The 25,382-nt window shown below is 73.2% G+C and carries 25 protein-coding genes; 15 read left to right on the forward strand and 10 right to left on the reverse strand.

Translation table 11 applies throughout. The features are described 5' to 3' along the window. The 4 genes from ACZ7N4_RS30685 to ACZ7N4_RS30700 all read left to right on the forward strand — a co-directional run. Positions 1-534, forward strand: a 534-nt coding sequence (locus tag ACZ7N4_RS30685) for an alpha-glucosidase C-terminal domain-containing protein (protein WP_356155791.1), incomplete at its 5' end; no start/stop codon positions are given. A 32-nt stretch (positions 535-566) separates the two neighbouring features. Beyond that, positions 567-1,931, forward strand: a complete 1,365-nt coding sequence (locus ACZ7N4_RS30690; protein ID WP_471364528.1) for a maltokinase N-terminal cap-like domain-containing protein — start codon at positions 567-569, stop codon at positions 1,929-1,931. 3 nt (positions 1,932-1,934) lie between these two features. Further along, the gene (gene glgB / locus ACZ7N4_RS30695) at positions 1,935-4,133 is read left to right on the forward strand and encodes a 1,4-alpha-glucan branching enzyme (RefSeq protein ID WP_471364531.1); all 2,199 of its coding nucleotides are present in this window, start codon (positions 1,935-1,937) and stop codon (positions 4,131-4,133) included. A 92-nt stretch (positions 4,134-4,225) separates the two neighbouring features. Beyond that, positions 4,226-5,314, forward strand: a complete 1,089-nt coding sequence (locus tag ACZ7N4_RS30700) for a glutamate--cysteine ligase 2 (protein ID WP_471364534.1) — start codon at positions 4,226-4,228, stop codon at positions 5,312-5,314. A 9-nt stretch (positions 5,315-5,323) separates the two neighbouring features. On the opposite strand, the gene ACZ7N4_RS30705 is transcribed toward ACZ7N4_RS30700, so the two are convergent. Next, a complete protein-coding gene (locus ACZ7N4_RS30705; protein ID WP_471364537.1) occupies positions 5,324-5,557 on the reverse strand; it encodes a DUF6480 family protein in 234 nt (77 codons plus the stop codon). A 148-nt stretch (positions 5,558-5,705) separates the two neighbouring features. On the opposite strand from ACZ7N4_RS30705, the gene ACZ7N4_RS30710 reads away from it, so the two are divergent. The 5 genes from ACZ7N4_RS30710 (at position 5,706) to ACZ7N4_RS30730 (ending at position 12,384) form a co-directional block, all read left to right on the forward strand. After that, positions 5,706-7,604: an AMP-dependent synthetase/ligase gene (locus ACZ7N4_RS30710; RefSeq protein WP_471364540.1), complete on the forward strand. Its 1,899-nt coding sequence runs from the start codon at positions 5,706-5,708 to the stop codon at positions 7,602-7,604. 154 nt (positions 7,605-7,758) lie between these two features. Beyond that, entirely contained in the window at positions 7,759-8,193 is a 435-nt protein-coding gene (locus tag ACZ7N4_RS30715; RefSeq protein ID WP_471364543.1) for an ATP-binding protein, read from the forward strand. 193 nt (positions 8,194-8,386) lie between these two features. Then, a complete protein-coding gene (locus ACZ7N4_RS30720) occupies positions 8,387-9,760 on the forward strand; it encodes an NAD(P)/FAD-dependent oxidoreductase (protein ID WP_471364546.1) in 1,374 nt (457 codons plus the stop codon). Positions 9,761-9,855: 95 nt separating this feature from the next. Further along, entirely contained in the window at positions 9,856-10,065 is a 210-nt protein-coding gene (locus tag ACZ7N4_RS30725) for a DUF4287 domain-containing protein (protein WP_471364549.1), read from the forward strand. A gap of 96 nt (positions 10,066-10,161) precedes the next feature. Then, positions 10,162-12,384, forward strand: coding sequence for an FUSC family protein (locus ACZ7N4_RS30730; RefSeq protein WP_471364552.1), 2,223 nt, complete (start codon positions 10,162-10,164; stop codon positions 12,382-12,384). A gap of 4 nt (positions 12,385-12,388) precedes the next feature. Here the strand turns inward: ACZ7N4_RS30730 and ACZ7N4_RS30735 are convergent, their stop codons facing one another. Together ACZ7N4_RS30735 and ACZ7N4_RS30740 are read right to left on the reverse strand one after the other, a co-directional pair. Beyond that, entirely contained in the window at positions 12,389-13,240 is an 852-nt protein-coding gene (locus ACZ7N4_RS30735) for a SigB/SigF/SigG family RNA polymerase sigma factor (RefSeq protein WP_471364556.1), read from the reverse strand. Positions 13,241-13,474: 234 nt separating this feature from the next. Continuing rightward, on the reverse strand, positions 13,475-13,906 hold the full coding sequence (locus tag ACZ7N4_RS30740; protein WP_471364559.1) for an ATP-binding protein: 432 nt from the start codon (positions 13,904-13,906) through the stop codon (positions 13,475-13,477). Between the two features lie 125 nt (positions 13,907-14,031). On the opposite strand from ACZ7N4_RS30740, the gene ACZ7N4_RS30745 reads away from it, so the two are divergent. Both ACZ7N4_RS30745 and ACZ7N4_RS30750 read left to right on the forward strand, forming a co-directional pair. After that, positions 14,032-14,274 carry a hypothetical protein gene (locus ACZ7N4_RS30745; RefSeq protein ID WP_471364563.1) on the forward strand — a complete coding sequence of 81 codons (243 nt, stop codon included), beginning with the start codon at positions 14,032-14,034 and terminating at the stop codon, positions 14,272-14,274. A gap of 275 nt (positions 14,275-14,549) precedes the next feature. Then, positions 14,550-15,008, forward strand: coding sequence for a cyclic nucleotide-binding domain-containing protein (locus ACZ7N4_RS30750; RefSeq protein WP_471364566.1), 459 nt, complete (start codon positions 14,550-14,552; stop codon positions 15,006-15,008). Between the two features lie 100 nt (positions 15,009-15,108). Here the strand turns inward: ACZ7N4_RS30750 and ACZ7N4_RS30755 are convergent, their stop codons facing one another. Together ACZ7N4_RS30755 and ACZ7N4_RS30760 are read right to left on the reverse strand one after the other, a co-directional pair. Next, the gene (locus ACZ7N4_RS30755; RefSeq protein WP_471364570.1) at positions 15,109-16,431 is read right to left on the reverse strand and encodes an MFS transporter; all 1,323 of its coding nucleotides are present in this window, start codon (positions 16,429-16,431) and stop codon (positions 15,109-15,111) included. Between the two features lie 60 nt (positions 16,432-16,491). Then, positions 16,492-17,106, reverse strand: a complete 615-nt coding sequence (locus ACZ7N4_RS30760) for a LysE/ArgO family amino acid transporter (RefSeq protein WP_471364573.1) — start codon at positions 17,104-17,106, stop codon at positions 16,492-16,494. Between the two features lie 67 nt (positions 17,107-17,173). Between ACZ7N4_RS30760 and ACZ7N4_RS30765 the strand changes: the two genes are divergently transcribed. Further along, positions 17,174-18,061, forward strand: coding sequence for a LysR family transcriptional regulator ArgP (locus tag ACZ7N4_RS30765; protein WP_471364576.1), 888 nt, complete (start codon positions 17,174-17,176; stop codon positions 18,059-18,061). Between the two features lie 281 nt (positions 18,062-18,342). Then, complete coding sequence (locus ACZ7N4_RS30770; RefSeq protein ID WP_471364579.1) at positions 18,343-18,594, forward strand: WhiB family transcriptional regulator; 252 nt, start codon at positions 18,343-18,345, stop codon at positions 18,592-18,594. A gap of 95 nt (positions 18,595-18,689) precedes the next feature. Here ACZ7N4_RS30770 and ACZ7N4_RS30775 read toward each other — a convergent pair whose 3' ends face one another. The 3 genes from ACZ7N4_RS30775 to ACZ7N4_RS30785 form a co-directional block, all read right to left on the reverse strand. Then, a complete protein-coding gene (locus ACZ7N4_RS30775; RefSeq protein WP_471364582.1) occupies positions 18,690-19,139 on the reverse strand; it encodes a DUF6098 family protein in 450 nt (149 codons plus the stop codon). A 403-nt stretch (positions 19,140-19,542) separates the two neighbouring features. Continuing rightward, entirely contained in the window at positions 19,543-20,259 is a 717-nt protein-coding gene (locus ACZ7N4_RS30780; RefSeq protein ID WP_471364585.1) for a L,D-transpeptidase family protein, read from the reverse strand. Between the two features lie 41 nt (positions 20,260-20,300). After that, positions 20,301-21,710 (reverse strand): M1 family metallopeptidase, encoded by a 1,410-nt coding sequence (locus ACZ7N4_RS30785; protein WP_471364588.1) that lies wholly within the window; start codon positions 21,708-21,710, stop codon positions 20,301-20,303. A 184-nt stretch (positions 21,711-21,894) separates the two neighbouring features. Here ACZ7N4_RS30785 and ACZ7N4_RS30790 point away from each other — a divergent pair, with 184 nt between their 5' ends. After that, entirely contained in the window at positions 21,895-22,242 is a 348-nt protein-coding gene (locus tag ACZ7N4_RS30790) for a DUF488 domain-containing protein (protein WP_471364590.1), read from the forward strand. 2 nt (positions 22,243-22,244) lie between these two features. Here the strand turns inward: ACZ7N4_RS30790 and ACZ7N4_RS30795 are convergent, their stop codons facing one another. After that, positions 22,245-23,918: an FAD-binding dehydrogenase gene (locus ACZ7N4_RS30795; RefSeq protein WP_471364593.1), complete on the reverse strand. Its 1,674-nt coding sequence runs from the start codon at positions 23,916-23,918 to the stop codon at positions 22,245-22,247. A 47-nt stretch (positions 23,919-23,965) separates the two neighbouring features. Further along, positions 23,966-24,583 (reverse strand): TetR/AcrR family transcriptional regulator, encoded by a 618-nt coding sequence (locus ACZ7N4_RS30800; protein WP_471364597.1) that lies wholly within the window; start codon positions 24,581-24,583, stop codon positions 23,966-23,968. Between the two features lie 130 nt (positions 24,584-24,713). On the opposite strand from ACZ7N4_RS30800, the gene ACZ7N4_RS30805 reads away from it, so the two are divergent. After that, positions 24,714-25,343: an alpha-ketoglutarate-dependent dioxygenase AlkB gene (locus ACZ7N4_RS30805; protein WP_471364599.1), complete on the forward strand. Its 630-nt coding sequence runs from the start codon at positions 24,714-24,716 to the stop codon at positions 25,341-25,343. Positions 25,344-25,382 lie beyond the last annotated feature (39 nt).

Genomic DNA, 25,382 nt, shown 5'->3' on the forward strand with positions numbered 1-25,382 from the left:
GACGAGATCGGCATGGGCGACAACATCTGGCTCGGCGACCGGGACGCCGTCCGCACCCCCATGCAGTGGACGCCCGACCGCAACGCCGGCTTCTCCACGTGCGACCCGGGACGCCTCTACCTCCCCACGATCATGGACCCGGTCTACGGCTACCAGGTCACCAACGTGGAAGCCTCCATGTCCTCCCCGTCCAGCCTGCTGCACTGGACCCGCCGCATGATCGAGATCCGCAAGCAGAACCCGGCCTTCGGACTGGGGTCGTTCACGGAACTGACCTCCTCCAACCCGGCGGTCCTCGCCTTCCTGCGCGAGTACGGCGACGACCTCGTGCTGTGCGTCAACAACTTCTCCCGGTTCGCCCAGCCCACCGAACTCGACCTCAGGGCCTATGACGGACGGCACCCGGTCGAGCTGATCGGCGGGGTCCGCTTCCCCGCCATCGGTGAACTGCCGTACCTGCTCACCCTGCAGGGTCACGGCTTCTACTGGTTCCGGCTCACCCGAGTCGCATCCCGCATCGGCCGCCGCCGCTGACCCGCCCGGCGCCGAGGAAAGGACGCGTCACCATGCCGAAGACCATCACCCCCCGACCGCGCACCGCGGCCGGCCTCGACGGGCCCCTCGCCTCGCTGGGCGGGCTGCTGCGCGACTGGCTGCCGAGGCAACGCTGGTTCGCGGGCAAGGACCGGCCCGTCACCGATCTGACGGTGCTGTCCGTGACGGAACTGTTCCCGGGGTGTCTGCACCTGCTGGTCCACGCCTCGCACGTGCCGGTGCCCACCCCCGGCGGCACCGCCCCGTCCGGGGACTGCTACCAGCTGCTGCTGGGGCTGCGCCCGCACCTCGCGCCACGGCTGGAGCGGGCGTTCATCGGGCGCGCCGTGGAGGGTCCGCTGGCCGGGCTCGCGGTGTACGACGCGCTGCACGACCCGCGGTCGGCGCATCTGCTGCTGGAGCGGCTGCGGCACCCCGGCGCGGCGGGTCCGCTGCGCTTCGAGGCGGATCCCGGTGCCCTCGTGCCCGGCGGCCTGCCGCCGCGGCTGCTGGACGCCGAGCAGTCCAACTCCTCGATCGTGTACGGCGACGCGTACATCCTGAAGCTGTTCCGCCGGATCCAGCCGGGTGTCAACCCGGACCTGGAGGTGCCGGCGGCGCTGGCCGCGCAGGGCTGCGCCCGGGTACCGGCGCCGGTGGCGTGGTTCAGCACGACCGCCCCCCGCCCGGCGACCCTCGGGGTGCTGCAGCCGTTCCTGCCGGACGCCACCGACGGCTGGACGCTGGCGCTGCGCGCGCTCGCCGCGGGCGACCACTTCACCGCCGAGGCCCGCGCGCTGGGCCGGGCCATGGCCGAGGTGCACCTGGCGCTGGCCGAGGCCTTCCCGCCGGCCGGGCCGGGCGAGAACGGCCGTACCGCCGAGGCGATGTGCGCCCGGCTGGACGCCGCCGCGCACGCCGTACCCGGGCTGCTGCCCTTCGTGCCCGGGCTGCGGGCCGCGTTCGGGGCGCTCGCCACGTGCGACACCGGGCCGCCCGCCCAGCGCATCCACGGCGATCTGCACCTGGGGCAGGTGCTGCGGGCCGGCCGCGACTGGTTCGTGATCGACTTCGAGGGCGAGCCGTCCCGTCCGCTCGCCGAGCGGTGCGCCCCGCAGTCCCCGGTGCGGGACGTCGCCGGGATGCTGCGCTCCTTCGACTACGCGGCCCGGCAGCGCCGCCCCTGGCGACCCGAGTGGGCGCGCCGCTGCCGGGAGGCGTTCTGCGCGGGCTACGCGGCCCGCGCCGGCTGGGACCCACGCAAGAAGCACGCGCTGCTGCGCGCGCACGAGACGGACAGGGCGGTCTACGAGGTGCTGTACGAAGCGAGACACCGGCCGGACTGGCTTCCGGTTCCGATGGCGGCGATCAAGCGGCTCGCGGTGTGGGGAGGCTGACCCATGGCACTGCGCACCACGCGCCCCGAGGCCGCGGGCCCCAGGCCGCCCGCGGACCTGGCCCTGGACCCCACCGACCGCGGCCGGCTGCTGGCCGGCGCGCACCATGATCCGCACGCCCTGCTGGGCGCCCACCCGGTGCAGGGCGGGACGCTCTTCCGGGCGCTGCGCCCGAACGCCCGCGCGGTGAGCGTCGTGGTCGACGGGACGCGCACCGAGCTGCGCCCGGAGGGCGACGGTCTCTTCGCCGGCGTGCTGCCGTGCGCGGAGATCCCGTCGTACACCCTGCTGGTGGCGTACGACGACACCGAGCAGGAGGTACACGACCCGTACCGGTTCCTGCCCGCCCTCGGCGAGCTGGACCTGCATCTGATCCGGGAGGGCCGGCACGAGCAGTTGTGGCGGGCGCTCGGGGCCGAGCCGATGGTCCACGAGGGTGTGGCCGGCACCCGCTTCACCGTGTGGGCGCCCAACGCCCAGGGGGTGCGGGTGGCCGGGGACTTCACCTTCTGGGACGGCACCCAGTACCCGATGCGCTCGCTCGGCGCGTCCGGGGTGTGGGAGCTGTTCCTGCCCGGGATCGGCGAGGGCACCCGGTACAAGTTCGAGATCACCTCCCGGTACGGCCACCGGTTCCTGAAGGCCGACCCGATGGCCCGGTGCACGCAGGTGCCGCCGGACACGGCGTCGGTCGTGACGGCCTCGCGGTACGCGTGGGGGGACGCGCAGTGGATGGCGCACCGGGGTGACACCCCCGTGCACCAGGCGCCGTTCTCGGTGTACGAGGTGCACCTGCCGTCCTGGCGTCCGGGGGCGACCTACCGCGAGCTGGCGGAGGAGCTGCCGGCGTACGTGAAGGGGATGGGCTTCACGCACGTGGAGCTGATGCCGGTGGCCGGACATCCCTTCAGCGGTTCGTGGGGCTACCAGGTCACCTCCTACTACGCGCCGATGCCCCGGCTCGGCTCCCCGGACGACTTCCGGTACTTCGTGGACGCCTGCCACCGGGCCGGCCTCGGGGTGATCATGGACTGGGTGCCGGCGCACTTCCCCAAGGACGACTGGGCGCTGGCCCGGTTCGACGGGGACCCGCTGTACGAGCCCGGGAACGCCCTGCGGGCGGAGCACCCGGACTGGGGGACGTACGAGTTCGACTACGGCCGGACCGAGGTGCGCAACTTCCTCGTCGCCAACGCGGTCTACTGGTGCGAGGAGTTCCACATCGACGGGCTGCGGGTGGACGCGGTCGCCTCGATGCTCTACCTGGACTACTCGCGGGACTCCGGACAGTGGGAGCCGAACGTGTTCGGCGGCCGGGAGGACCTGGACGCGGTGGCCTTCCTGCAGGAGATGAACGCCACCGTGTACCGGCGCTGCCCGGGCGTGGTGACCATCGCCGAGGAGTCCACCGCGTGGGACGGGGTGACCCGGCCGACGGACAGCGGCGGGCTCGGGTTCGGGCTGAAGTGGAACATGGGCTGGATGCACGACTCGCTGGAGTACATCCAGAAGGAGCCGGTGCACCGCAAGTACCACCACAACGAGATGACCTTCTCGATGGTGTACGCCTACAGCGAGAACTACGTGCTGCCGATCTCCCACGACGAGGTGGTGCACGGCAAGCAGGCGCTGGTGTCGAAGATGCCCGGCGACTGGTGGCAGCGGCGGGCCAACCACCGGGCCTACCTCGGCTTCATGTGGGCGCACCCCGGCAAGCAGCTGTTGTTCATGGGGCAGGAGTTCGCCCAGGGGGCGGAGTGGTCCCACACGCACGGGCCGGAGTGGTGGCTGCTTAGCGACGACTACCACTCGGCCGGCGACCACCGGGGCGTGCAGGAGCTGGTGCGGGAGCTGAACACCGTCTACCGGGCGACCCCGGCGCTGTGGCAGCGGGACACCGACCCGGGCGGTTTCCGGTGGGTGCTGTGCGACGCGGCGGACGACAACGTGCTGGCGTTCCTGCGGTTCGCCGCCGACGGCGGCCCGCTGCTGGCCGTGTCGAACTTCTCCCCCGTCGTCCGGCCCGACTACCGGCTGTGGGTGCCGGACGGGATCACCGCCTGGCGCGAGGAGCTGAACACCGACGACGTCCGCTACGGCGGCGGGGGCGTGCGCACCGAGGGGCCGGTCAAGCCCGAGGAGGGGGCGCTGCGTCTCACCCTGCCGCCGCTCGCCACCGTCTGGTTCGTGCCGGAGAGCTGAAAGCCGCAGGTGTCGGCGACCGTGCCGGGGGCAGTCGGGGTCGTACAGACCCACGACTGCCCCCAGCGGCACGGACAGAAGGGCGGGACCAGGTGCGCACCGTCGGAGTGGAGGAAGAACTCCTTCTGGTCGATCCGGACACCGGCGACCCGAAGGCGCTGGCGGCGGCCGTCCTCGCCCGTGCCGCCCAGGACGATCCCGGGCAGGACGTGTTCGAGAAGGAACTGTTCGGGCAGATGCTGGAGTTCGCCACGCATCCGCAGTCGGACATGGCGGCCCTCGGCGACGAGATCGTGCGCTGCCGCAAGGAGGCGGCCCGGCACGCCGGGCAGATCGGCTGCGGGGTCGCGGCGCTGGCCAGCTCGCCCCTGCCGACCAGCCCCGCCCTCAGCGTGAACGAGCGGTACCAGTGGCTCGCCGAGCGGTTCGGGATTCCCACCTGGGACCAACTGGTGTGCGGCTGTCATGTGCATGTAGCAGTGGAGTCGGACGAGGAGGGCGTCGCGGTCCTCGACCGGATCGCTCCGTGGCTGCCGGTGCTGCGGGCGATCAGCGGCAACTCCCCGTTCTGGCAGGGCCGGGACTCCGGTTACGCCAGCTACCGCAGCCGGGTGTGGAACCGGTGGCCGTCGGCCGGGCCGACCGAGCCGTTCGGGTCCGCGGAGCGGTACCACCGGCGGGTGGCCGACATGGTGGCCACCGGCGTCATCCTGGACGAGGCGATGGCCTACTTCGACGCGCGGCTGTCGGCGAACTATCCCACGGTGGAGATCCGGGTCTCGGACGTGTGCCTGTCCGCGGAGAGCGCCCTGCTGATCGCCACGCTCTGCCGGGCCCTCGTGGAGACGACCGCCCGGGAGTGGCGGGCGGGCCGTCCGGCACCCGACCCCGGGGTGAGCCTGCTGCGGCTGGCCGACTGGCAGGCCGCCCGGTTCGGCCTGGAGGAGGACCTCCTCGACCCGGTCACCCTGCGGCCCCGGCCCGCCCCGCACGTGCTGCGCTCCCTGCTGGAGTACGTCGGGGAGGCGCTCGACGAGAGCGGTGACGCGGCCCGCGCCGAGCGGACCGTCGCGGAGCTGCTGCGGACGGGCAACGGCGCACGGGAGCAGCGCGGGCTGCTGGAGCGCACCGGCAGCCTGCGGGACGTCGTCACCGAGTGCGTGCGCCGCACGCAGGCCTGAGCGGGCCGGTCAGAGGATCAGCACCAGGGCGTACACCAGGAAGAAGGCCGCGATCAGCACGACCAGCAGCAGGATGAGGGTCATCGGTGCCTTGGCCCAGCCCCTGCGCTGGGCGTGCGGCTCACGGGGGCCGGCCTCGGGCAGACTGCTCTCGGCCGGCGGGGTCTCGCCGGGCGGAACTCCCCCGCCTGGTTCCAGGCCGGTCGTACGCTCGGGGTCCGGATCGGGATTCACATAGCTCATGCCCCCCGAGTCCCCAGGACACGGCCACATCATCAGCCGATCACGATTCTCCGTTCCCGTCACCGAACGCGGCTGCCTGGGCTACATTCGAGCACCGCCGACACCGAGCCGATCGGCGGAGTGGCCCTCCGTACCCCAGGAGCAGCGCATGCGGGACGTCGCCCTCGCTCCAGCCGTTCTCCCGCCGCTCACCGGCGGCCTCGCCGACAGCGTCTTCGAGCGGGCCGAGCGCGATCCGGCGCTGCCGGTGCTGGCGCGCCGGGCCCGTCCGCCCGCGGCCGGGTGGCAGGAGGTGACGGCGGTCGAGCTGCGGGACGAGGTGGCCGACCTGGCCAAGGGCCTGGTCGCCGCCGGGATCTCGCCCGGCCACCGGGTCGCCGTGATGGCCCGGACCCGCTACGAGTGGACGGTGCTCGCCCTCGCGCTGTGGGCCGTGGGCGCCGAGGTCGTACCGATCCATCCGGCCTCCTCGCGCGAGCAGGTCGAGTGGATCCTGCGGGACGCCGGCTGTGTGGCCGTGGTCGTGGAGGACGAGCAGGGCGTGATGACCGTCGGCACCGTGTGCACCCGGCTGCCGCGGCTGCGGCACGTCTGGCAGCTCGACGCGGGCGCGCTGCCCGACCTCGTGGAGCGGGGCGCGGAGGTCTCGCCCACCACCGTGGAGTCGCTGCGGCGGATCGTGCTGCCGGACGCCACGGCGGCCGTCGTCTACACCTCCGGCACCTCCGGCCGGCCGATGGGCTGCGCGCTCAGCCACCGGAACCTGGCCTACCCGTGCGACACCCTGCTGGCCGGCTGGGCGCACACGGCGGCACCGGCGGGCGAACAGCCGTCCGTCCTGGCCTTCCTCCCGTTCTCCCACGTGTACGGCATCATGATCATGCTGATGTGTGTGCGCGGCGGAGTGCTCATGGCGCACGAGCCGGAGCTGACCGGGACGGCCCTGGCCTCGGCCCTGACCACGTTCCGGCCGACGTACCTGTACGGCGTGCCGTCGGTGTTCGAGCGGCTCTACAAGACTTTCCTGCGCACCGCCCAACAGACGGGCCGGGGCGCGCTGTTCGAGCGGGCCGCGCAGACCGCGCGGGAGTTCGCCGCGGCCGAGGAACGCCGCCGGCTGGGCACCGGACCGGGCCCCGGGCTCGAACTGAGGCTGCAGCACGCCGTGTACGAGCGGACGGTGTACCGCAGGCTGCGGGCCGCGCTCGGCGGCCGGGTGGTGCGCGGCACCTCCGGCGGCAGTGCGCTCAACCGCGAACTGTGCCTGTTCTACGAGGGCATCGGCGTGCTCGTGCACGACGGCTACGGACTCACCGAGGCCTCCGGCGGGATCACCATGCAGCCGCTGGGCCGGGAGAAGTCCGGGACCGTGGGACTGCCGCTGTCGGGCACCGAGGTCCGGGTGGCCGACGACGGGGAGATCCTGGTGCGCGGGCCGTCGGTGTTCCAGGGCTACGTCAGCGACGAGCGGGCGACCCGGGCCGCGCTGCGCGGCGGCTGGCTGGCCACCGGGGACATCGGGCGGCTGGACGCCGAGGGCTATCTGACGATCACCGGGCGCAAGAAGGACATCATCGTCACCAGCGGCGGCAAGAGCGTGGCGCCGGCCCTGCTGGAGCATCGGCTGCGCATGCACCCGCTCGTCCACCAGGCGGTGGTGCTCGGCGACGACCGGCCCTGCGTCGGTGCCCTGCTCACCCTGGACCCGGAGTTCCTCGCGCACTGGCGGGGCACCCTGGCCCTGCCGGGCGACTCCCGCGCCCGGGAGACCCGGGAGGAGAACGCGCTGCGCGAGGAGATCGCGCGGGCGGTGGCCTCCGCCAACAGCGCGGTGTCCCGCGCCGAGTCCATCAGGGTCTACCGTGTTCTGCAGGAACCGTTCGCGCCGGACAACGGGCTGCTCACCCCCTCCATGAAACTGCGCCGGGACGCCGTCGTCCGGCACTACGCGGCCGAGATCGAGGCGATGTACCAGGCGCGGTCGCGGTCGCGTCCGGTGGTGCGGGAACCGGTCGAGTGGGACGAACCGGACGATGTCTTCCGCTGAGGAGACGCGCCGTCGGCACGGCCGGTCCGAGGGGGGACGGATAGCCTGCGCCGCTGGGGGAACCCGCACGCAGCGAGAGAGATCAGCAACGACGACCGTCCTGGTCGCGGGGACCGCACCGGTCCCTCGCCGGCCGGGGCCCGGGGAATGCGAGATGGTGACGGAGCCGCGCTGGGACGACACACCGCCCTCGGAGGAGAAGTACGAGCGTACGTTCTCCTTCCCCGGGGAGCTGCGCAACGTCACGGGGGCGCGGCTCGCCGCGGAGGAGTTCCTCTGCGCGCTCGCCCGGGACGCACCGCCGGGCGCGCACGAGTACTGGGACGACATCCTGCTGGTCGTGACCGAGCTGGCCGCGAACGCGATCCAGTACGCGCCCGGGCCGTTCGACCTGCGGATGCGCCGCACCTTCGACGGGGTGCACGTGACGATGCGGGACACGAACACGACCAGGCCGGAACCGCGGCCGTTCCACCCGCGTACGGGCGGAGGCGGTATCGGCTGGCATCTGGTGCACACGCTGTGCACCCAGGTCAGCGTCGTCGTGCACGAGCGCGGCAAGGACATCCACGCGTTCCTGCCCTGGTGAGCATGTACGACGGACGGACGCGCGGCGACCGGTCGGTCCGCGCGGGCGCGGGGGCCTGCCGGTCCCCGCGTGTTCGTCTGCCTGCCGTACCCGGCTGGCGCAACGGCCGGCGACGCGGTGGGATCGGAGTCGGCACAGCGATCCGGGGCAGGCGAACGGCGTGGAGTCGGACCGCCTGGAGCCGCAGAAAGGGATGGACACCGTGACACGACCCAGGATCCTCGTGGTGGGCGCCGGTTTCGCCGGAGTGGAGTGCGTCCGCCGCCTGGAGCGGAAACTCGCCCCGGACGAGGCCGACGTCACGCTGGTGACGCCGTTCGCCTATCAGCTCTATCTGCCGCTGCTGCCCCAGGTCGCCTCCGGCGTGCTCACGCCGCAGTCGATCGCCCTGTCGCTGCGCCGCAGCAGGAGGTACCGCACGCGGATCATCCCGGGCGGCGCGATCGGCGTCGACCTGAAGGCGAAGGTGTGCGTCGTCCGCACCATCACCGACAAGATCGTCAACGAGCGCTACGACTACATCGTGCTGGCACCGGGCAGCGTGACCCGCACCTTCGACATCCCGGGCCTGACCGAGCACGCCTTCGGGATGAAGACCCTGGCCGAGGCCGCCTACATCCGCGACCACGTCATCTCGCAGCTCGACCTGGCGGACGCCAGCGACGACCCGGCCGAGCGGGCCGCGCGGCTGCAGTTCGTGGTGGTCGGCGGCGGCTACGCGGGCACCGAGACGGCGGCCTGCCTGCAGCGGCTGACGCACGCGGCCGTGCAGCGCTACCCGCGGCTGGACCCGGGCCTGATCAAGTGGCATCTGATCGACGTCGCGCCCAAGCTCATGCCGGAGCTGGGCGACAAGCTCGGCCGCAGCGCGCAGGAGATCCTGAAGCGGCGGGGCATCGAGGTCTCGCTGGGGGTGTCGATCGACAAGGCCGGCCCGGAGGAGGTCACCTTCACCGACGGCCGGGTGGTGCCGACGCACACCCTGATCTGGACGGCCGGTGTGGTCGCCAGCCCGCTCATCGCCACGCTCGGCGCGGAGACCGTCAAGGGCCGGCTGGCCGTCACCCCGGAGATGTGCCTGCCGGGCCAGGACGGGGTGTTCGCGCTCGGCGACTCGGCGGCCGTGCCGGACCTGGCCAAGGGCCAGCAGGGCGCGGTCTGCCCGCCCACCGCGCAGCACGCCATGCGGCAGGGCAGGAAGGTCGCCGAGAACGTCATCGCGGCGCTGCGGGGGCAGCCGATGCAGCCGTACGTGCACAAGGACCTGGGACTCGTCGTCGACCTCGGCGGCAAGGACGCCGTGTCCAAGCCGCTGGGGGTCGAGCTGCGCGGGGTGCCCGCGCAGGCGGTGGCCCGTGGCTACCACTGGTCGGCGCTGCGCACCAATGTCGCCAAGGCCCGGGTGATGACCAACTGGCTGCTGAACGCGGTCGCGGGCGACGATTTCGTCCGCACCGGCTTCCAGGCCCGCAAGCCGGCCCGGCTGAAGGACTTCGAGTTCACGGACGCGTACCTGACGCCGGAACAGGTACGGGCCCGGGTCGAGGGCGCGGACGCTCCCTCGTGATGTGACGTGGATCACCGGAAGACCGCCGATCATTCCGTGCCCGACCGGCGGTCTTCTCCTGTGACCATCGAACGTCACACGGAGGGACACCCGGCATGACCGAGAAGGCCGTGAAGGGCCCGGCGAGCTACTTCCCGTCGATCGAGAAGAAGTACGGCCGCCCGGTCGGCGAGTGGCAGGAGCTGATCCGCTCCTCGCCGCTGACGAAGCACATGGAACTCGTCGCCTGGCTCAAGTCCGAGCACGGGCTCGGCCACGGGCACGCGAACGCGCTGGTGGCCGCCACCCTGGCCGGGAGCCGATAGTCCGGACCCGCGTGCGATGCTGGGTCGGAGATCGATTTCCGACACGGGAGAGAGCACGGCGGCGTGAGGACAGCGGGACGGTCGGGACGGGTACGGATGTGGGACCGCCTCGCGGCGTCGGACCCCGGGCTGCTCCGGCTCGCCGCGGGGCTGCGCACGGTCACCGCGATCGCCCTGACCCTCGCCGTCCTGGCCGCGCTGCGCGTCCCGGTGCCCCAGCTGGTCGCCGGGGCCATGGCGGCGATGGTCGCCACGTTCGCCATCCGGGAGAAGCAGCGCGGCCCGCAGGCCGTCACCCTCGCGCTCGGCCTGCCGGTGGCGCTGGCCTCGGTGTCACTGGGCACGCTACTCAACCAGCGGGTGGTCGTCGGCGACCTGTTCTTCGTCGTCCTCATCTTCTGCGCCGTCTACGGCCGCCGGTTCGGCGACCGCGGTACGGCGCTGGGGCTGATCGGCTTCCAGGTCTACTTCCTGTCACTGTTCGTGGGCGCGGCCCCGTCGGCGCTGCCCGCGCTGTACGGCGTGATCTGCGTGGCGTTCGCGTGCAGCGCCACCGCCCGGTTCGCGCTGCTGCCGCAGACCCCGGCGGGCACGCTCGACCGGCTGCGGCGGGCCTTCCGCGCCCGGCTCGCCCAGTTGCTCGCCACCCAGGCCGAGTTGCTGGACGCCGGCCCCGAGGACGCCGAGAAGGTGCTGGAGGAGCTGCGCGAAGGCACCGCTCGGCTGCACGAGGCGGCGCTGATGATCCAGGGCCGCCTGGAGGACGGTGTCCTGGATCCGGCGGTGGCCCGGCTGCTCCAGCGCCGCGTCGCGGACGCCGAGATCGCCGCCGAGCGGCTCGGTCTGCTGCTGCTCACCGCGCGCACCGCCCAGCGCACCGACACCCTCACCCTGCATCTGCCCGGCGCACCGCTGCCCTCCGCGGTGGAGCTGCCGGTGCGGGACGAGGCGGCGGACGCGCTGCGCCGGGATCTGGGGGCGCTGCGGCTGCTGATGCTGCGGCCTGCCGGGGAGGCGTCGGGCACCGCACTCGCCCAGGTGCGCAACCGGCTCCTCGGCTACCGCGAGGAGGAGAACCTGCCCCCGGCCTCCCCGGCCGTGCAGGACGTCTTCCGGGGCCTCGGCGAGGCCGCCCGGGCCTCGCTCGGTCTGCGGGTCGCCCTGGAGGGGCCGCAGGACGAGTCCGACGACACCCCGGCCACCGCCCGCTCACGGGAGGAGCTGGAGGCGGAGAACGCCGCGATCGAGAGCAGCGAGGAGCGTGAGCAGGAGGAGCCGGAGCCGGCCGGCCTGCGGCGGCCCACCACCCGGGCGGCCGTCCAGGTCGCCGTCGGCTCCTCGCTGGCCATCGCCGGCGGCGAGCTGCTGTCCAGCCAGCGCTGGTACTGGGCGGTGCTGACCTGCTGGATCGTCTTCCTGAACACCGCCTCCACCGGCGAGATCCTGGTGAAGGGCTACCGGCGGCTGCTGGGCACGGTGCTGGGCGTGGTGGCCGGCATCGGGCTGGCCGCGCTGGTCGGGCACCACACGTGGACGGCGTTCGCGCTGGTGCTGCTGCTCATCTTCGCGATGTTCTACACCGCTCCCCTGTCGTACACGCTGATGTCGTTCTTCGTGACGGCCATGCTCGGGCTGCTGTACACCCTGCTGAACACCTACAGCATGTCGGTGCTGGTGCTGCGGATCGAGGAGACGGCGCTCGGCGCGGCCTGCGGGGTGTTCGCGGCGGCCGTCGTGCTGCCGATCCACACCGACCGCCGGACCAACGACCTCCTCGTGGCGGTCCTCGACCGGCTCGCCGAGGTGACACGGGGCGCCGTCGACCAGCTGAGCGGCGGGACGGGCGGCGACCTGGTGGAGCAGGCGCGCGAGCTGGACCAGGCGCTGGCCGACCTGCGCGCGGCGACCCAGCCGCTGACCCATCCGATCACGCCACTGCGCTCACGCCGGGACACGGCCCGGTACGTGCTGGCGCTGCTGGAGACCTGCGCGTACCACGGGCGGTCCCTCGCGGCCACGGCCGAGCTGCTGCCGACGCATCCGTCGATCGCGGCGGATCCGCGACTGCGCGGGGCGTGCGGGCGGATCGTGCACAACATCGAGGCGATCGCCGCGCACGTCACGGACCCGAGGGCCGCCGCGGAAATCGAAACCGGCTCCAGCATCGCGTCGATGCTGGAGCCGGGAACCCTGCGCACCCCGCGCTACGGCCGCGTGACCGACCGGGTACTGCGTCATCTGCAGCGGCTCGACGAGGCCGTCTCCGGCCTGGCCCGGCCGCTGGGCGTCGCCGGCGGACCGGCGCAGCCGCGCGGATGACCGTTCACCGCGGGTCGGCGGAGCCGGGGCGACGGCTGCCGAGCACCTCGTCGCGGACCCGCGCGCAGCTGCGGCTGATCAGCCGGGAGACGTGCATCTGGGAGATGCCGAGCCGGTCGGCGATGCGGCTCTGGGTCATGTCCTCGAAGAAGCGCATGTAGAGGATGGCCCGCTCGCGCTCGGGCAGCCGGCGCAGTCCCTCCTTGGCGGCCTCGCGGTCGACCACGACGTCGAAGGAGGTGTCCGTGGCACCGAGGGTGTCGGCGAGGCTGTAGCCGTCGTCCCCGGCGGAGAGTTCGGCGTCCAGCGAGAGGGTGCTGAAGCTCTCCAGCGCCTCCAGGCCGGCCGTCACCTCCTCCTCGCTGAGGCCTGTGTGCGCGGCGATGTCGGCGACGGTGGGTTCGGGACTGCCGGGGTTCTGGGTGAGTTCCCGCCGGGCCACCCGGACCCGGTTGCGCAGTTCCTGCACCCGGCGCGGCACCCTGAGGGCCCACATCCGGTCGCGGAAGTGCCGCTTGACCTCTCCGGTGATGGTCGGCACGGCGTAGCTCTCGAAAGCCCCGCGGGAGGGGTCGAAGCGGTCGATGGCCTTGACCAGACCGAGCGCGGCCACCTGGCGCAGGTCCTCGACGGACTCGCCGCGGTCGCGGAACCGGCCGGCGATCCGGTGGGCCATGGGCAGCCAGGCGGTGACGAGTTCGTCGCGTACGGCGTCCCGCTCGGGACCGTCCTCCAGCTCCGCCAGCCGGACGAACAGCTCCGCGGTGTCGGGAGCGTCGTCGTGGTTCCGCCGGGTGGGTGCCGCGGCGGCGGTGGCGGCCGCGCCGGGACGGCTTGTCGACATGTCGGTCAGCATGCGGAATCGCTCCTGAACGTGGTTTCAGGGCACGGCCGGAACGTGGGTTCCGGGTCCTGGCCCGAACGGTGGTGTCAGGGTTGGCCGCGGGTGAGCTGCCGTGGCCCGCCGGAAGGGGGGCCGAGGCAGCGGTGGTTTCCCCGCTGGGCGCGCGCCTCCGGTCCGAAGCACGAAATTCCGTCTGCCCCTCGGCCCGACGGGCAAACGCCGCTGAGCGGAACTTCGAAAACCGCTTCAACGCCACGGTACGACGGCCGTGATGCGCTTGCCTCCGCAGGGCAGCTCGGCCACCCGGACGTCCCGGGCCAGCCGGCAGACGATGGGCCAGCCCCGGCCGCCGGGCCGGGCGCCGCGCTCGTCGGCGGGCCGGTGGGTCACGGGGAGTGCGTCGCTGCGGTCGCTGACCGAGACGCGGACGCCCCCGGAGTCGACGTCGACGTCGAACCCGGTGATGCCGCCGCCGTGCAGCAGCGCGTTGGTGGTGAGTTCCGAGATCACCAGCATGGCGTCCTCGACGGCTTCGGCCGGGCACGGCAGGGCGCGGGCCCGGCACCGTTCGGTCATGACCCGCTCGACCGTTCGGCGGGCCTCGGCCGGCCGGCTGGGTATCCGGCAGCAGGCTTCCGGCAGGGTCGTGGCGGAGCGGGTCCGGTGCTGTTCGAGCATCCCTTCCTCCCTGAGCGCGGCCCGGATTGCGGGGTTCTCTCCTGGTCCGGCTGACCCTTTCGGGCGTTGTCAAACACCCTCGGTGCCGGTGTCATCACGGCGGACCGACCGGGTACCCGACGGGCATGACCGATGTCGTGGACGCGGACGAGTTGTTGCGGAGGATCCGGCGGGGCCAGGAGCGCGCGGCTCACGAGGAGCGGGCCTGGCGGCAGCGTGCCCTGAGCCTGTCGGCGACGGATCCGGAGGGCGCCCGGGAGGCGGCGGACCGGGCCCGGGCGTTCGAGGCCGTGCTGCGGGTACTGGAGGAGATCGTGTGCCCCGGCCGGGGCCCGGTGCAGACGGAAGGAGTGAAACAGGTCACTTGACCTGGTTTCTGGTTACCGAACGTGCGACAGATGGTTTATCGTTCATCCATACGTGATGCCGGAGCGGCGCGGAACCGTCCTTCCCCCTCCCCGCGTCACCGCAATACGGCCCTGGCTGGTTTCCCCCGTCCAGCCAGGGCTTTTTGCTGCCCCGAGCGCGACACGCGGACGGACGACCACCCGCCTCGACGTGCTCCAGGCGGTCACAGCGGCTGAAATGGGCTGGAGAGCACAGCACCCGAACCGCAACCGCCGCCGGCGAGGAGCCATGCGCCATGACCAAAGCGATCAAACTGCTCACCGCCCTGCCCCAGGCGCAGCGCGAGCGCCTGATGGAGCTGGCGAAGGAGGTCTCCTTCCCCGAGGACACCCGCATCTTCGAGGCGGGCGGCACCGCCGACCGGTTCTGGGTGATCCGCTCGGGCGCTGTCCACCTCGACACCCAGGTCACCTCCCGGCAGCGGGTCACCGTGGCCACGCTGGGCGCGGGCGACATGCTCGGCTGGTCCTGGCTGTTCCCGCCGTACGAGTGGGACTTCGGCGCGGTCGCCTTCAGCAACGTACGGGCCTACGAGTTCGACGGGCCGTCGGTGCTCGGGCTGAGCGTGGAGGACCCGCTGCTCGGGCTCTCACTGGTACGGACGGTGGCCGAGGTCCTCGCAAACCGCCTGGAGACGACCCGCGGAAAGCTGATGGAGCAGTACACGATGCGGCGGCGCAGCGGCCCGCTCTAGGGGATCTTTTCGAAGGTGCCGGGCGCCGCGGACCCTGGCCGGCACCGGCCCCCGTGGGCCGGTGCCTCGGAGCCGGTGGCGCCCCCCGTGGGCCGGCATCTCAGATCCGGTAGCGGCGCAGAGCGGGGACGGCGGCGGCCAGGGCCAGCATCACCACGACGACCAGGACGCCGCCTCCCGCGACGGCGGTCCGCGGGCCGAACACCGAGCCGGCGGTGCCGTGCAGCACGTCCGCCAGGCGCGGCCCGCCCGCGACGACCACCGTGAACACCCCCTGCATCCGTCCGCGCATGTCGTCCGTCGCGGCCGACAGCAGGATGGCCCCGCGGAAGACCATCGAGACCATGTCGGCGACGCCGGCCGCGGCGAGGAAGGCCATGGCGACCCACAGGTTCCCGCTCAGTCCGAACCCGGCGACGGCCGCCCCCCAGCCCACGACCGCACCGATCACCATCCAGCCGTGCCGGCGGGCCCGTGAGAACACACCGGAGAACAGGCCGCCGAGTACCGCGCCCACCGGGATGCCCGCGAACAGCACGCCGAGCGCCAGCCCCTCGCCCCAGGAGCCGTACGTGTCCGCGGCCAGCTCGGGGAAGAGCGCGCGGGGCATGCCGAACACCATGGCGACGATGTCGGCGAGGAAGGACAGCAGCAGCACCTTGTGCCGGGAGATGTACCGGAAGCCCGCCGCTATCTCGCGCAGACCGGCCCGGCGCGCGGCCGCGCCGAGCGGCGGCAGCGCGGGCAGCCGGAAGACGGCCCACACGGTCACGCACAGCGCCAGCGCGTCGATCAGATACAGCTCGGGCAGCCCGATGACCGGGATGAGCGCACCGGCCAGCAGCGGGCCTGCCACCAGACCGGTCTGCATCACCGTCGACCCGAGGGCGTTGGCGGCCGGCAGCTGCTCGGCGGGGACCAGCCGCGCGATGGAGGCGGTGCGGGCGGGCGAGTTGAGCCCGAAGAACGCCTGCTGCAGCGCGAGCAGCACCATGAGGACGACGACCGAGCCCACGCCGGCGGCGGCCTGCGCCCAGAACAGCAGCGAGGTGAGCGCGATACCGCTGTTGGTGACCAGCAGCAGCTTGCGCCGGTCCACGGTGTCGGCGACCGCCCCGCCCCACAGCGCGAAGGCCACCATCGGCAGCAGTCCGGCGAGGCTCGCGTAGCCGACCCAGGCCGAGGAGTGCGTGATGTCGTAGATCTGCTTCGGCACGGCGACGGCGGTGAGCTGACTGCCGACGGCGGTGACGATGGTCGACGACCACAGGCGCCGGTAGGCGGGGATGCGCAGCGGGCGGGTGTCCATCGCCCAGCGGCGCCAGCCGCGCCGCCGACGGTCCTCGGCCGCCGGTGCGTCGGCGGCGGTTTCGGTGCTACTGCTCTCGGTCGCGTCCACGGATGTCCTGGTTGCTCGATACATCTTTTCGGTTTGAGAGCCTAACTATTCCAGGAGCGCCGGTGCACACCGAACGGGTTCGGCTCAGGAGCCGGCGATCAGCGTCGCGCCCAGAGCGAGCATGGTGAGGGCGACCAGGCCGTCCAGCGCGCGCCAGGCGCTCGGGCGGGCCAGATGACGGCCGAGCAGCCGGGCGCCGAAACCGAGGGCGGCGAACCAGCACAGGCTGGCGAGCGCGGCGCCGAGCCCGAAGGTCCAGCGCAGCGGGCCCCGGTCGGCGGCCAGGGAGCCGAGCAGGAACACGGTGTCCAGGTAGACGGACGGGTTCAGCCAGGTCATCGCCAGGCAGGTGAGCACCGCCCGGCGGCGCGACCCCGTCGCCTCCCCCTCCGCGCGCAGCCCGGTGCCGGGCCTGAGCACCCGGCGGGCGGCCAGGGCTCCGTAGCAGAGGAGGTAGGCGCCGCCGACGATCCCGACCGCCCGCAGCGCACCCGGCCAGGCCACCACCACGGCGCCGACCCCGCCGACGCCCAGCGCGATGAGGACCGCGTCGGAGAGGGCACAGATGCCGACGACCGCGAGCACCGCGTCCCGGCGCACACCCTGCCGGAGGACGAAGGCGTTCTGCGCACCGATGGCGACGATCAGGGAGAGGCCGGTGCCGAATCCGGCGGCCGCGGCGGTCAGGGCGTGGTTCATGCCGCCGACGCTAGGAAGGGGGCCGTTCTCAAGTACAGCTAAAGATTTTTACGTACCCTTAGTACTCGTGATGTCAGAGCTCCCCCTGGAACAGGTCCGGACGCTGCTGGCCGTCGTCGACGAGGGCACGTTCGACGCGGCCGCCGCCGCGCTGCACGTGACGCCGTCCGCGGTCAGCCAGCGGGTCAAGGCGCTCGAACAGCGCACCGGCCGGGTGCTGCTCCAGCGCACCAAACCGGTGCGGCCGACGGAGTCCGGCGCGGTGCTGGTCCGGTACGCCCGGCAGCTCGCCCGGCTGGAGCGGGACGCCTGGGGCGAGCTGGGGCTGAGCGGCGGCGGGGAGCCCACGCGGGTCTCGGTCTCGGTGAACGCGGACTCGCTGGCGACCTGGTTCCTGCCGGCGCTCGCGCTCGTCCCGGGCCTCTGCTTCGAACTGCACCGGGAGGACGAGGACCACACGGCGGCGCTGCTGCGCGAGGGCCTGGTGATGGCGGCCGTGACCTCCTCGCCCGAGCCGGTGCCGGGCTGCACGGTCCGTGCCCTCGGCCGGATGCGGTATCTGCCGGTGGCCGCACCCGAGTTCGCCGCGGTCCATGTGGACGGGCAGCCCCTGCCGGAGGCGCTGTCCCGGGCTCCCGTGGTGGTCTTCGACCGCAAGGACGACTTCCAGGACGCCTTCGTGCACCGGCTGAACCGCGGATCCGCCGGCCCGTTCCGGCACCACGTGCCCACGTCGGAGGGGTTCCTGGACACGATCGCCGCCGGACTGGGGTGGGGCATGGTCCCGGAGGTACAGGCCGGCCCGCTGCTGGACCGGGGGCGGCTGGTCGTGCTCGCGCCGGGCGCGTGGATGGACGTCACGCTCCACTGGCAGCAGTGGAAATTGGACTCCCCCGCACTGGCGGCCCTGGCGGACGCGGTGGCGGCGACGGCGCAACGGGCGTTGCGCGGCTGATCCGAAGAACCGCAGTTCAGAACGCCGGCCATCGGGCGGGACTGCCGTCCGATTCAACTCCGGTTCGCACGGGTCCAGTTGGGTGACACCGTGGCCTTCGTGGCACATCCGCCGGTCCGTTGGGAGGGCGCGGTCCCGTACATGTCGTCCGATTCCCCACCGCTTCCGCCGTTTCACGCCGTCCCGACCGGTCACCCGAACCTCTGGACCACGTCCGGGAACGCAAGCGGAACGCGTTTCGGCGGGGCACTGACGACTTCCGATCCGAGCAGGAGACTCCGATGGAGAACTGGCGCGACCATGCCGCGTGCCGTCACGAGGACCCCGATCTGTTCTTCCCGATCGGCACCACCGGACCGGCACAGGTGCAGAGCGAGCAGGCGAAGGCGGTGTGCCGGGACTGCCCGGTACGGGAACAGTGCCTGGAGTGGGCACTGGACACGGACCAGAGCATCGGCATCTGGGGTGGTACGACGGAGCTGGAACGCCGGACGCTACGGCGCCGCGCCCGCTCCCGACCGCGCTCGGGCTGACCGGCGGACGGGGGGGCTGAGCACCGCGCGGGCTCAGCCCCCGGCCGGCTCGGCGCCGCTCAGTGCCCGGCAGGGTGCCCAACGCCCCCCCCGGCTCAGCGGCCGCCCCGGCGCAGGGTCCCCCACTCCCGCTCCTGCCGGGCCACTTCCTTCCTGGCCGCGTCGATCACGTCGTCGGTGATCCAGCACAGCGGCTCGACGTCGACCACCAACGGCTCGTTGTCCGGGCCCCGGCCGGTCTCCCGGCCCCGCAGGACCCAGGGGCGGACGCCGGGGCCCTTGTCGTGCGGCAGGTGCGCGTAGTCGTAGAGCCGGCGCGCCACCCACAGCTCGACCGACCGGTCCTGCCACCAGTCCTCCACGTCGAGCGGATTGGCGGACAGCCCCGGCATCCGTACGCCGGTCAGCTCGTCGATGCTGGAGACCTTCTGGAGGTCGGTGCCCGGTCCCTTGGACCAGCGCACGTACAGGCCACGCTGCCGTTCGACCAGACGGGCCGCGTCCGCGAGCGTCGTGACGGCCGGCAGTTCCTCCGGTGCGCTCATGGCATGACCTCCCTTTGCTGCCCCTTCTGCTGCGCGTCGCGCGACCGGAGTACCCCCGGCGCGCGCCGGAAATCGGATCCCGGTGTTCCGCTCGCCGGACTCCCCCGGCGCTCAGGACTCTCCGGGTGCCCGCCCCCGGTTCGCCCGGCGCGCCGAAGCGCGTCGGAGACCAGGGTCCCCAGGGCCTGCCGCGTCCGCACCGGGTCGGCGTCCAGCCAGGCGGCGCCGTCGGCCCCGGTGTGCAGGGCGTCCCCGGCCGGCGCGGCGCCGGGTCGGGGTCGACGGCACCGTCCCGGGCGTCCCGCACAGGGCTCCGGCCGGGCGCGGCGGATCAGTGCGGCCTGCTTCTCGTCGTCCTCGGCGACCAGCACACGTGCGCACACGACTGTGGATCCCACGCTGCTCAGTGCGCGAGCCAGTCGGCGTGGCCCATGACGACGACCGGGTGCCGGCCGGGGTCCAGGGTGCGCAGGAGGTCCTTCATGTGCGCCTTGGCGACGCTGACGCAGCCGTGGGTGGGTCCGCCGTGGTCGACGTGGAGCCACACGCCGCCGCCGCGCTCCGGGCCGAGCGGCCGGGTCCAGTCCAGGGGCGAGGTGCCGGGCCTGCGGTTGTAGTCGATGGCGATGACGTAGTCGAAGGAGCCTTCCAGCGGCTCGCCCTCGAAGCCGGTGCCGGGCGAGTGGAACCCGCCGGAGTGGTGGTACGGGAGCCTGCTGCCCGGGTCGGGGAGGAGTCCGCCGGCGTCGGAGAGGGTGTAGACGCCGAGCGGGGAGCGCAGGTCGCCGATCACGTGGTGGGCGCTCCAGCCGCGCAGGGCGTTGTGAGCGGGCCAGGTGGGGCCCGCCTGCCAGCCGGTGGCGGTGCGCTGGTGCGGGACCACCGTGCAGAGCGGGGAGTTCTCACCGCGTCCGGTGACGACGACGGCCTGCGTGCAGCGCCCGGGTATCGCCGCCGACCGCCGGGGCCCCAGCCCGGGTATGCCGTGCGGGGCCGGCGGAGCGGCGGCCCCGGAGGCGGATGCCGGGGGCCGGCCCCCGGTCGCCTCGGCTCCGCCGCCGCAGCCGGTGAGCAGCGGCGGGGAGGCGAGGAGGGCGACAGCGGTTCTGCGTCGGATCATGGGCCGATCGTGGCGGATGGTCGTGTGGAACTCGTGAGTGGTCAGGCGCTGTTCGGCTTGCCTCGCGTGTACAGCCAGGTGTGGAACAGCCCTTTCAGCTGCTTCCCCGACTTCTCCTCGGCAAGCCTCACGAACTGTGCGGTCGTCCCGTGGCCGCCGCGGTGCCCGGTCGCCCAGGCACGCAGGATACGGACGAAGTCCCGGTCGCCGACGGCCCGGCGCAGCTCGTGCAGGGCCATGGCGCCGCGGGCGTAGACGGGCGTGCCGAAGAGGCGCTTGCCGCTGCCGGGGTCGCCGGGCGGGTAGGCCCACAACGCGTCGCTCGCGGGCCGGGCGTAGAGGGCGTCGAAGCTCTTCTGGGCGTTTGGGCCGCCGTGCTGCTCGGCGTAGAGCCACTCGGCGTAGGTGGCGAAGCCCTCGTTGAGCCAGATGTCCTTCCAGGCGGTGAGGGAGACGGAGTCGCCGAACCACTGGTGGGCGCTCTCGTGGACGAGGGTGTCGAGGTCGGGTGCGGAGTCGTAGAGCGGCCGGGTCTGGGTCTCCAGGGCGTAGCCGACGTCCGGGGCGTGGTCGACGACCGAGCCGGCGGCCCGGAACGGGTACGGCCCGAACAGCGTGCTCTCCCACTCCAGGACGGAGGGCAGCTTCTTCAGGACGGGTGCGGCGGCGCGCGCCTCGCGGGCGTCCACGGCGTTGTACACCTGGAGGCCGTCGCGGGTGGTGTACCGCTCGACCCGGAACTTCCCGATGGTGGCGGTGGCGAGGTAGGCGGCCATGGGCTGGGTCTCGCGCCAGCGGAAGGTGGTCCGCCCGTGGGCGGTGCGCTCGCCGAGCAGGACGCCGTTGGCGACGGCGGTGCGCCCCTTCGGGACGGTGATCGTGAAGTCGTACGACGCCTTGTCCCGGGGGTGGCCGTTGGCGGGGAACCAGGTCATGGCGCCCTGCGGCTCACACGCGACGAAAACGCCGTCGTCGGTGGGGATCCAGCCGTCCGCCGAGCCGTCGGGGTCGGTGACCGGTTCCGGGGTGCCGTGGTAGGCGACGGTGACGAGGAACTCCCGTCCCCGGCGCAGGGCGTGGCGCGGGGTGACGACGAGTTCCCGGCCGTCGCGCCGGAAGGCCGCCTTCGTGCGGTCGACGGTGACGGCGGTGACCGTCAGGCCCTTCAGGTCGAGGTCGAACCGGGTGAGGTTCCGCGTGGCGCGGGCGGTGAGCACGGCGGTGCCGTCCAGGTGACGTGAGCCGGTGTCGTAACCCAGTGTCAGGTCGTAGTGGCGGACGTCGTAGCCGCCGTTGCCGCTGAGCGGGAAGTAGGGGTCGCCCGCGCCGGGCGCGCCGGTGGTGGCCGGCGCGGTGGGTCCGGCGGCGCCGAGGAGCGCCGCCACGGCGACGGGGACGGTGGCGTAGGTGGCGGTACGGCGTCGCGCGGGCTGTCTGCGGGATGGCGTCACGTGCGCTCCTTGGGGCCGGCCGGTGATCGACTGGCCGTCAGACTAGGGGCCGCGCGATCCCGTTCTCCCCCTTGTTCCGGTCAAGTCGTGTGGTCCGGTCGTGTCGTGCCGCGTCGCCGCCGGGTGGGCACGGGCCGGCGCAGTACGCTCGCGGGACCGTCCACGACCCGAGAGGGGCCCCACCGTGAGCGTGCGTGTGCGCCGCGTCTACGAACCGCCCGAGCCCGACGACGGCCTGCGGGTGCTGGTCGACCGGCTGTGGCCGCGCGGCCTCGCCAAGGACGCGGCCCGGGTGGACGAGTGGCCGAAGGATCTGACCCCGTCGAGCGAGTTGCGCACGTGGTACCACGGCGGCGGCTCCTACGAGGAGTTCAGGAGCCGGTACGAGCAGGAGCTGGAGGCCCCGCAGGCCGCCGAGGTGCTCGACCGCCTCAGGACCTCGGTCCGCGAGGGCCGGGTGACCCTCCTCACGGCCTCGAAGAAGGCGGAGGAGAGCCACGCGCACGTCCTCGCGGAGCTGCTGCGGGACTGAGGTCAGCCGGTGTGCCGGGCCGCGTGCCGGCCCGCGGCCCGCCCCGAGAACAGGCAGCCGCCGAGGAAGGTGCCCTCCAGGGCGTTGTAGCCGTGGACCCCGCCGCCGCCGAACCCGGCGACCTCGCCGGCCGCGTACAGCCCCTCGACGGGGGTGCCGTCGGCGCCGAGGGCGCGGGAATCCAGGTCGGTCTGGATGCCGCCGAGGGTCTTGCGGGTCAGCACGTGCAGCCGGACCCCGATCAGGGGGCCCGCGGACGGGTCGAGGATGCGGTGCGGGGCGGCGACGCGGCCGAGGCGGTCGCCGATGTAGCGGCGGGCGTTGCGGATGCCCTGCACCTGGGCGTCCTTGCTGTAGGGGTTGGCGATCTGCAGGTCGCGGGCCTCGATCTGGCGGCGCACCTCGGCCGCCTGCAGCAGCGGTGTGCCGGTGAGGGCGTTCATCTTCTCGACCAGTTGCTCCAGCGTGCCGGCGGTGACGAAGTCGGCGCCGTGGTCGAGGAAGGCCTGCACCGGGCCGGGGGCGCCCTTGCCGAGCAGCCGGTCGCGCAGCACGGCCCCCCGGTCCCTGGCGGTGATGTCGGGGTTCTGCTCGGAGCCGGAGAGCGCGAACTCCTTCTCGATGATCTTCCGGGTGAGGACGAACCAGGAGTGGTCGTACCCGGCGATGTCCTCGGTGGTGCGCAGGTACTTCAGGGTGCCGAGGGTGTCGTAGCCCGGCAGGCAGGGGTCGGGCAGGCGGCGGCCGAGGGCGTCGAGCCAGATGGAGGACGGGCCCGGCAGGACGCGGATGCCGTGGCCGGGCCATATCGGGTCCCAGTTCCGCAGGCCCTCGGTGTAGTGCCACATGCGGTCGCGGTTGACGAGGCGTACGCCGGCCCGGGCGCTGATGTCGAGCATGCGGCCGTCGACGTAGGCGGGGACGCCGGTGACCATCTCGGCGGGGGGCGTGCCCAGCCGCTCGGGCCAGTGGCGGCGGACGATGTCGTGGTCGGCGCCGATGCCGCCGGTGGTGACGACGACGGCCTGCGCGGTGAGTTCGAAGTCGCCGGCGCGGTCGCGGCTGGAGGCGACACCGCGCGGGGAGTCGTCGGGGGCGAGGACGGTGCCGCGAACGCCGCGTGCCGTGCCGTCCTCGACGACCAGCTCGTCCACCCGGTGGCGGTGGTGGAAGGTCAGCAGCCCGTCCCGGGCGGCCTGCCGGGCGTACCGGACGAACGGTTCGACCACGCCGGTGCCGGTGCCCCAGGCGACGTGGAAGCGGGGCACGGAGTTGCCGTGGCCGTCCGCGCGCAGGTCGCCGCGCTCGGCCCAGCCGACGGTGGGCAGCAGCTCGATGCCGTGGCCCTGGAGCCAGGACCGCTTCTCGCCGGCGGCCCACTCGACGTAGGCGCGGGCCCAGCGGACCGCCCAGGAGTCCTCGTCGGCGAGCCGGTCGAACCGGGCGCTGCCCTGCCAGTCGCTCCAGGCGAGGGCGAAGGAGTCCTTGACGCCGAGACGCCGCTGCTCGGGCGAGTCGACGAGGAAGAGGCCGCCGAAGGACCAGAACGCCTGGCCGCCGAGGTTGGCGGCGTTCTCCTGGTCGACCAGGGCGACCCTGCGGCCCCGGCTGGTGAGCTCGTGCGCCGCGACGAGGCCGGCGAGTCCGGCTCCTACGACGATGACGTCCGCGTCCATGGCGGGGGTGTCCTTCCTGAGGGTGCGGGGAGGGGGCGTGCCGGTGCTCAGGCGGGGGTGCGGCCACCGTCCGTGAGCAGCGCCGTGAGCAGTTGCCTGAGCCAGGCCCGGGCGGCCTCCACGTCCCGGTCCAGCAGCAGTTGGGTGGTGACCCCGTCGTACGCGGCGACCACGGCGTGCGCGGCGGCGTCCGCGTCGCCGAGCACGGCGGGCAGTGCGGTGTGGCCGCGGGCACGGGAGAGCCGGTCGGCGACGGCCCGGCGCAGCCGCGCGCGGTGGTCGAGGAGGGCCCGGGCGACGGCCGGGTCCCGGGCGGCGTGCACCAGGAAGTCGGTCTTCACCAGCAGCCAGTCGACGTCGAGCAGCAGCACCTCGGTGACCCGGTCCACGGAGGCGGGCACGTCCAGGTCGGGTCCGTCCTGGGCGAGGGCGTCGGCGACCTGGCCGGCGATGAGGTCGGCGCGCTCCTGGTAGAGGGCGAAGAACAGCTCGTCCAGGGTGGCGAAGTTGGAGTAGAAGGCGCCCCGGCTGAAGCCGGCCGCCTCGCAGACCTCCTCGATGGAGACCCGCCCGAAGCCCTTGGCCGCGAACACCGAGAACGCGGCGTCGAGCAACCGGGCGCGGGTGCGGACCCGACGCCGGGTGACGCGCTTGGTCGTGTCCATGGCGGCCCCCTCCGGTCGATTCGATACGCGAATGTATCGGATACACCGATGTATCGAAAGGCTCCATGGACACCGAAGCGACTCCACGATCGAAGGGAACATGCTTTCGATTAAGGAGTACGCTGGACCCATGTCCACGCACCTCCAGGGCTCCCTGTTCGACCAGACCGACCAGTTGCGGCTCGGCCCGCTCGACGGGCTGCGCCGGACCCCGCTGGGCTCGGACGCCTGGATCGACGTACTCCCGGGCTGGCTGGGCGGGGCCGACGCCCTGTTCGAACACCTCGCGGCCGAGGTCCCCTGGCGGGCCGAGCAGCGCAAGATGTACGACAACGTGGTGACCGTCCCACGCCTGCTCGCCTTCTACCGGGCCCGGGACCCGCTCCCCCACCCGGTCCTCGACGAGGCCCGCACCGCCCTGTCCCGGCACTACGCCGACGAACTGGGCGAGCCGTTCACCACCGCCGGGCTGTGCTACTACCGCGACGGCCGGGACAGTGTCGCCTGGCACGGCGACCGCACGGGCCGGGGCTCCCGGGAGGACACGATGGTCGCGATCCTCTCCGTCGGCGAGCCCCGCGACCTGCTGCTGCGCCCGGCCGGCGGAGGCGGCACGACGGTCCGGCGCCCGCTCGGCCACGGCGACCTCATCGTGATGGGCGGCTCCTGCCAGCGCACCTGGGAGCACTGCGTCCCGAAGACGAGCCGGGCCACGGGACCGCGCATCAGCATCCAGTTCCGCCCGCAGGGCGTGCGCTGACACGGCCCGCCGGTGCGGGGCACCGACCCATCTGGTTGG

It is taken from the genome of Streptomyces sp. NPDC107654 (assembly GCF_055639035.1).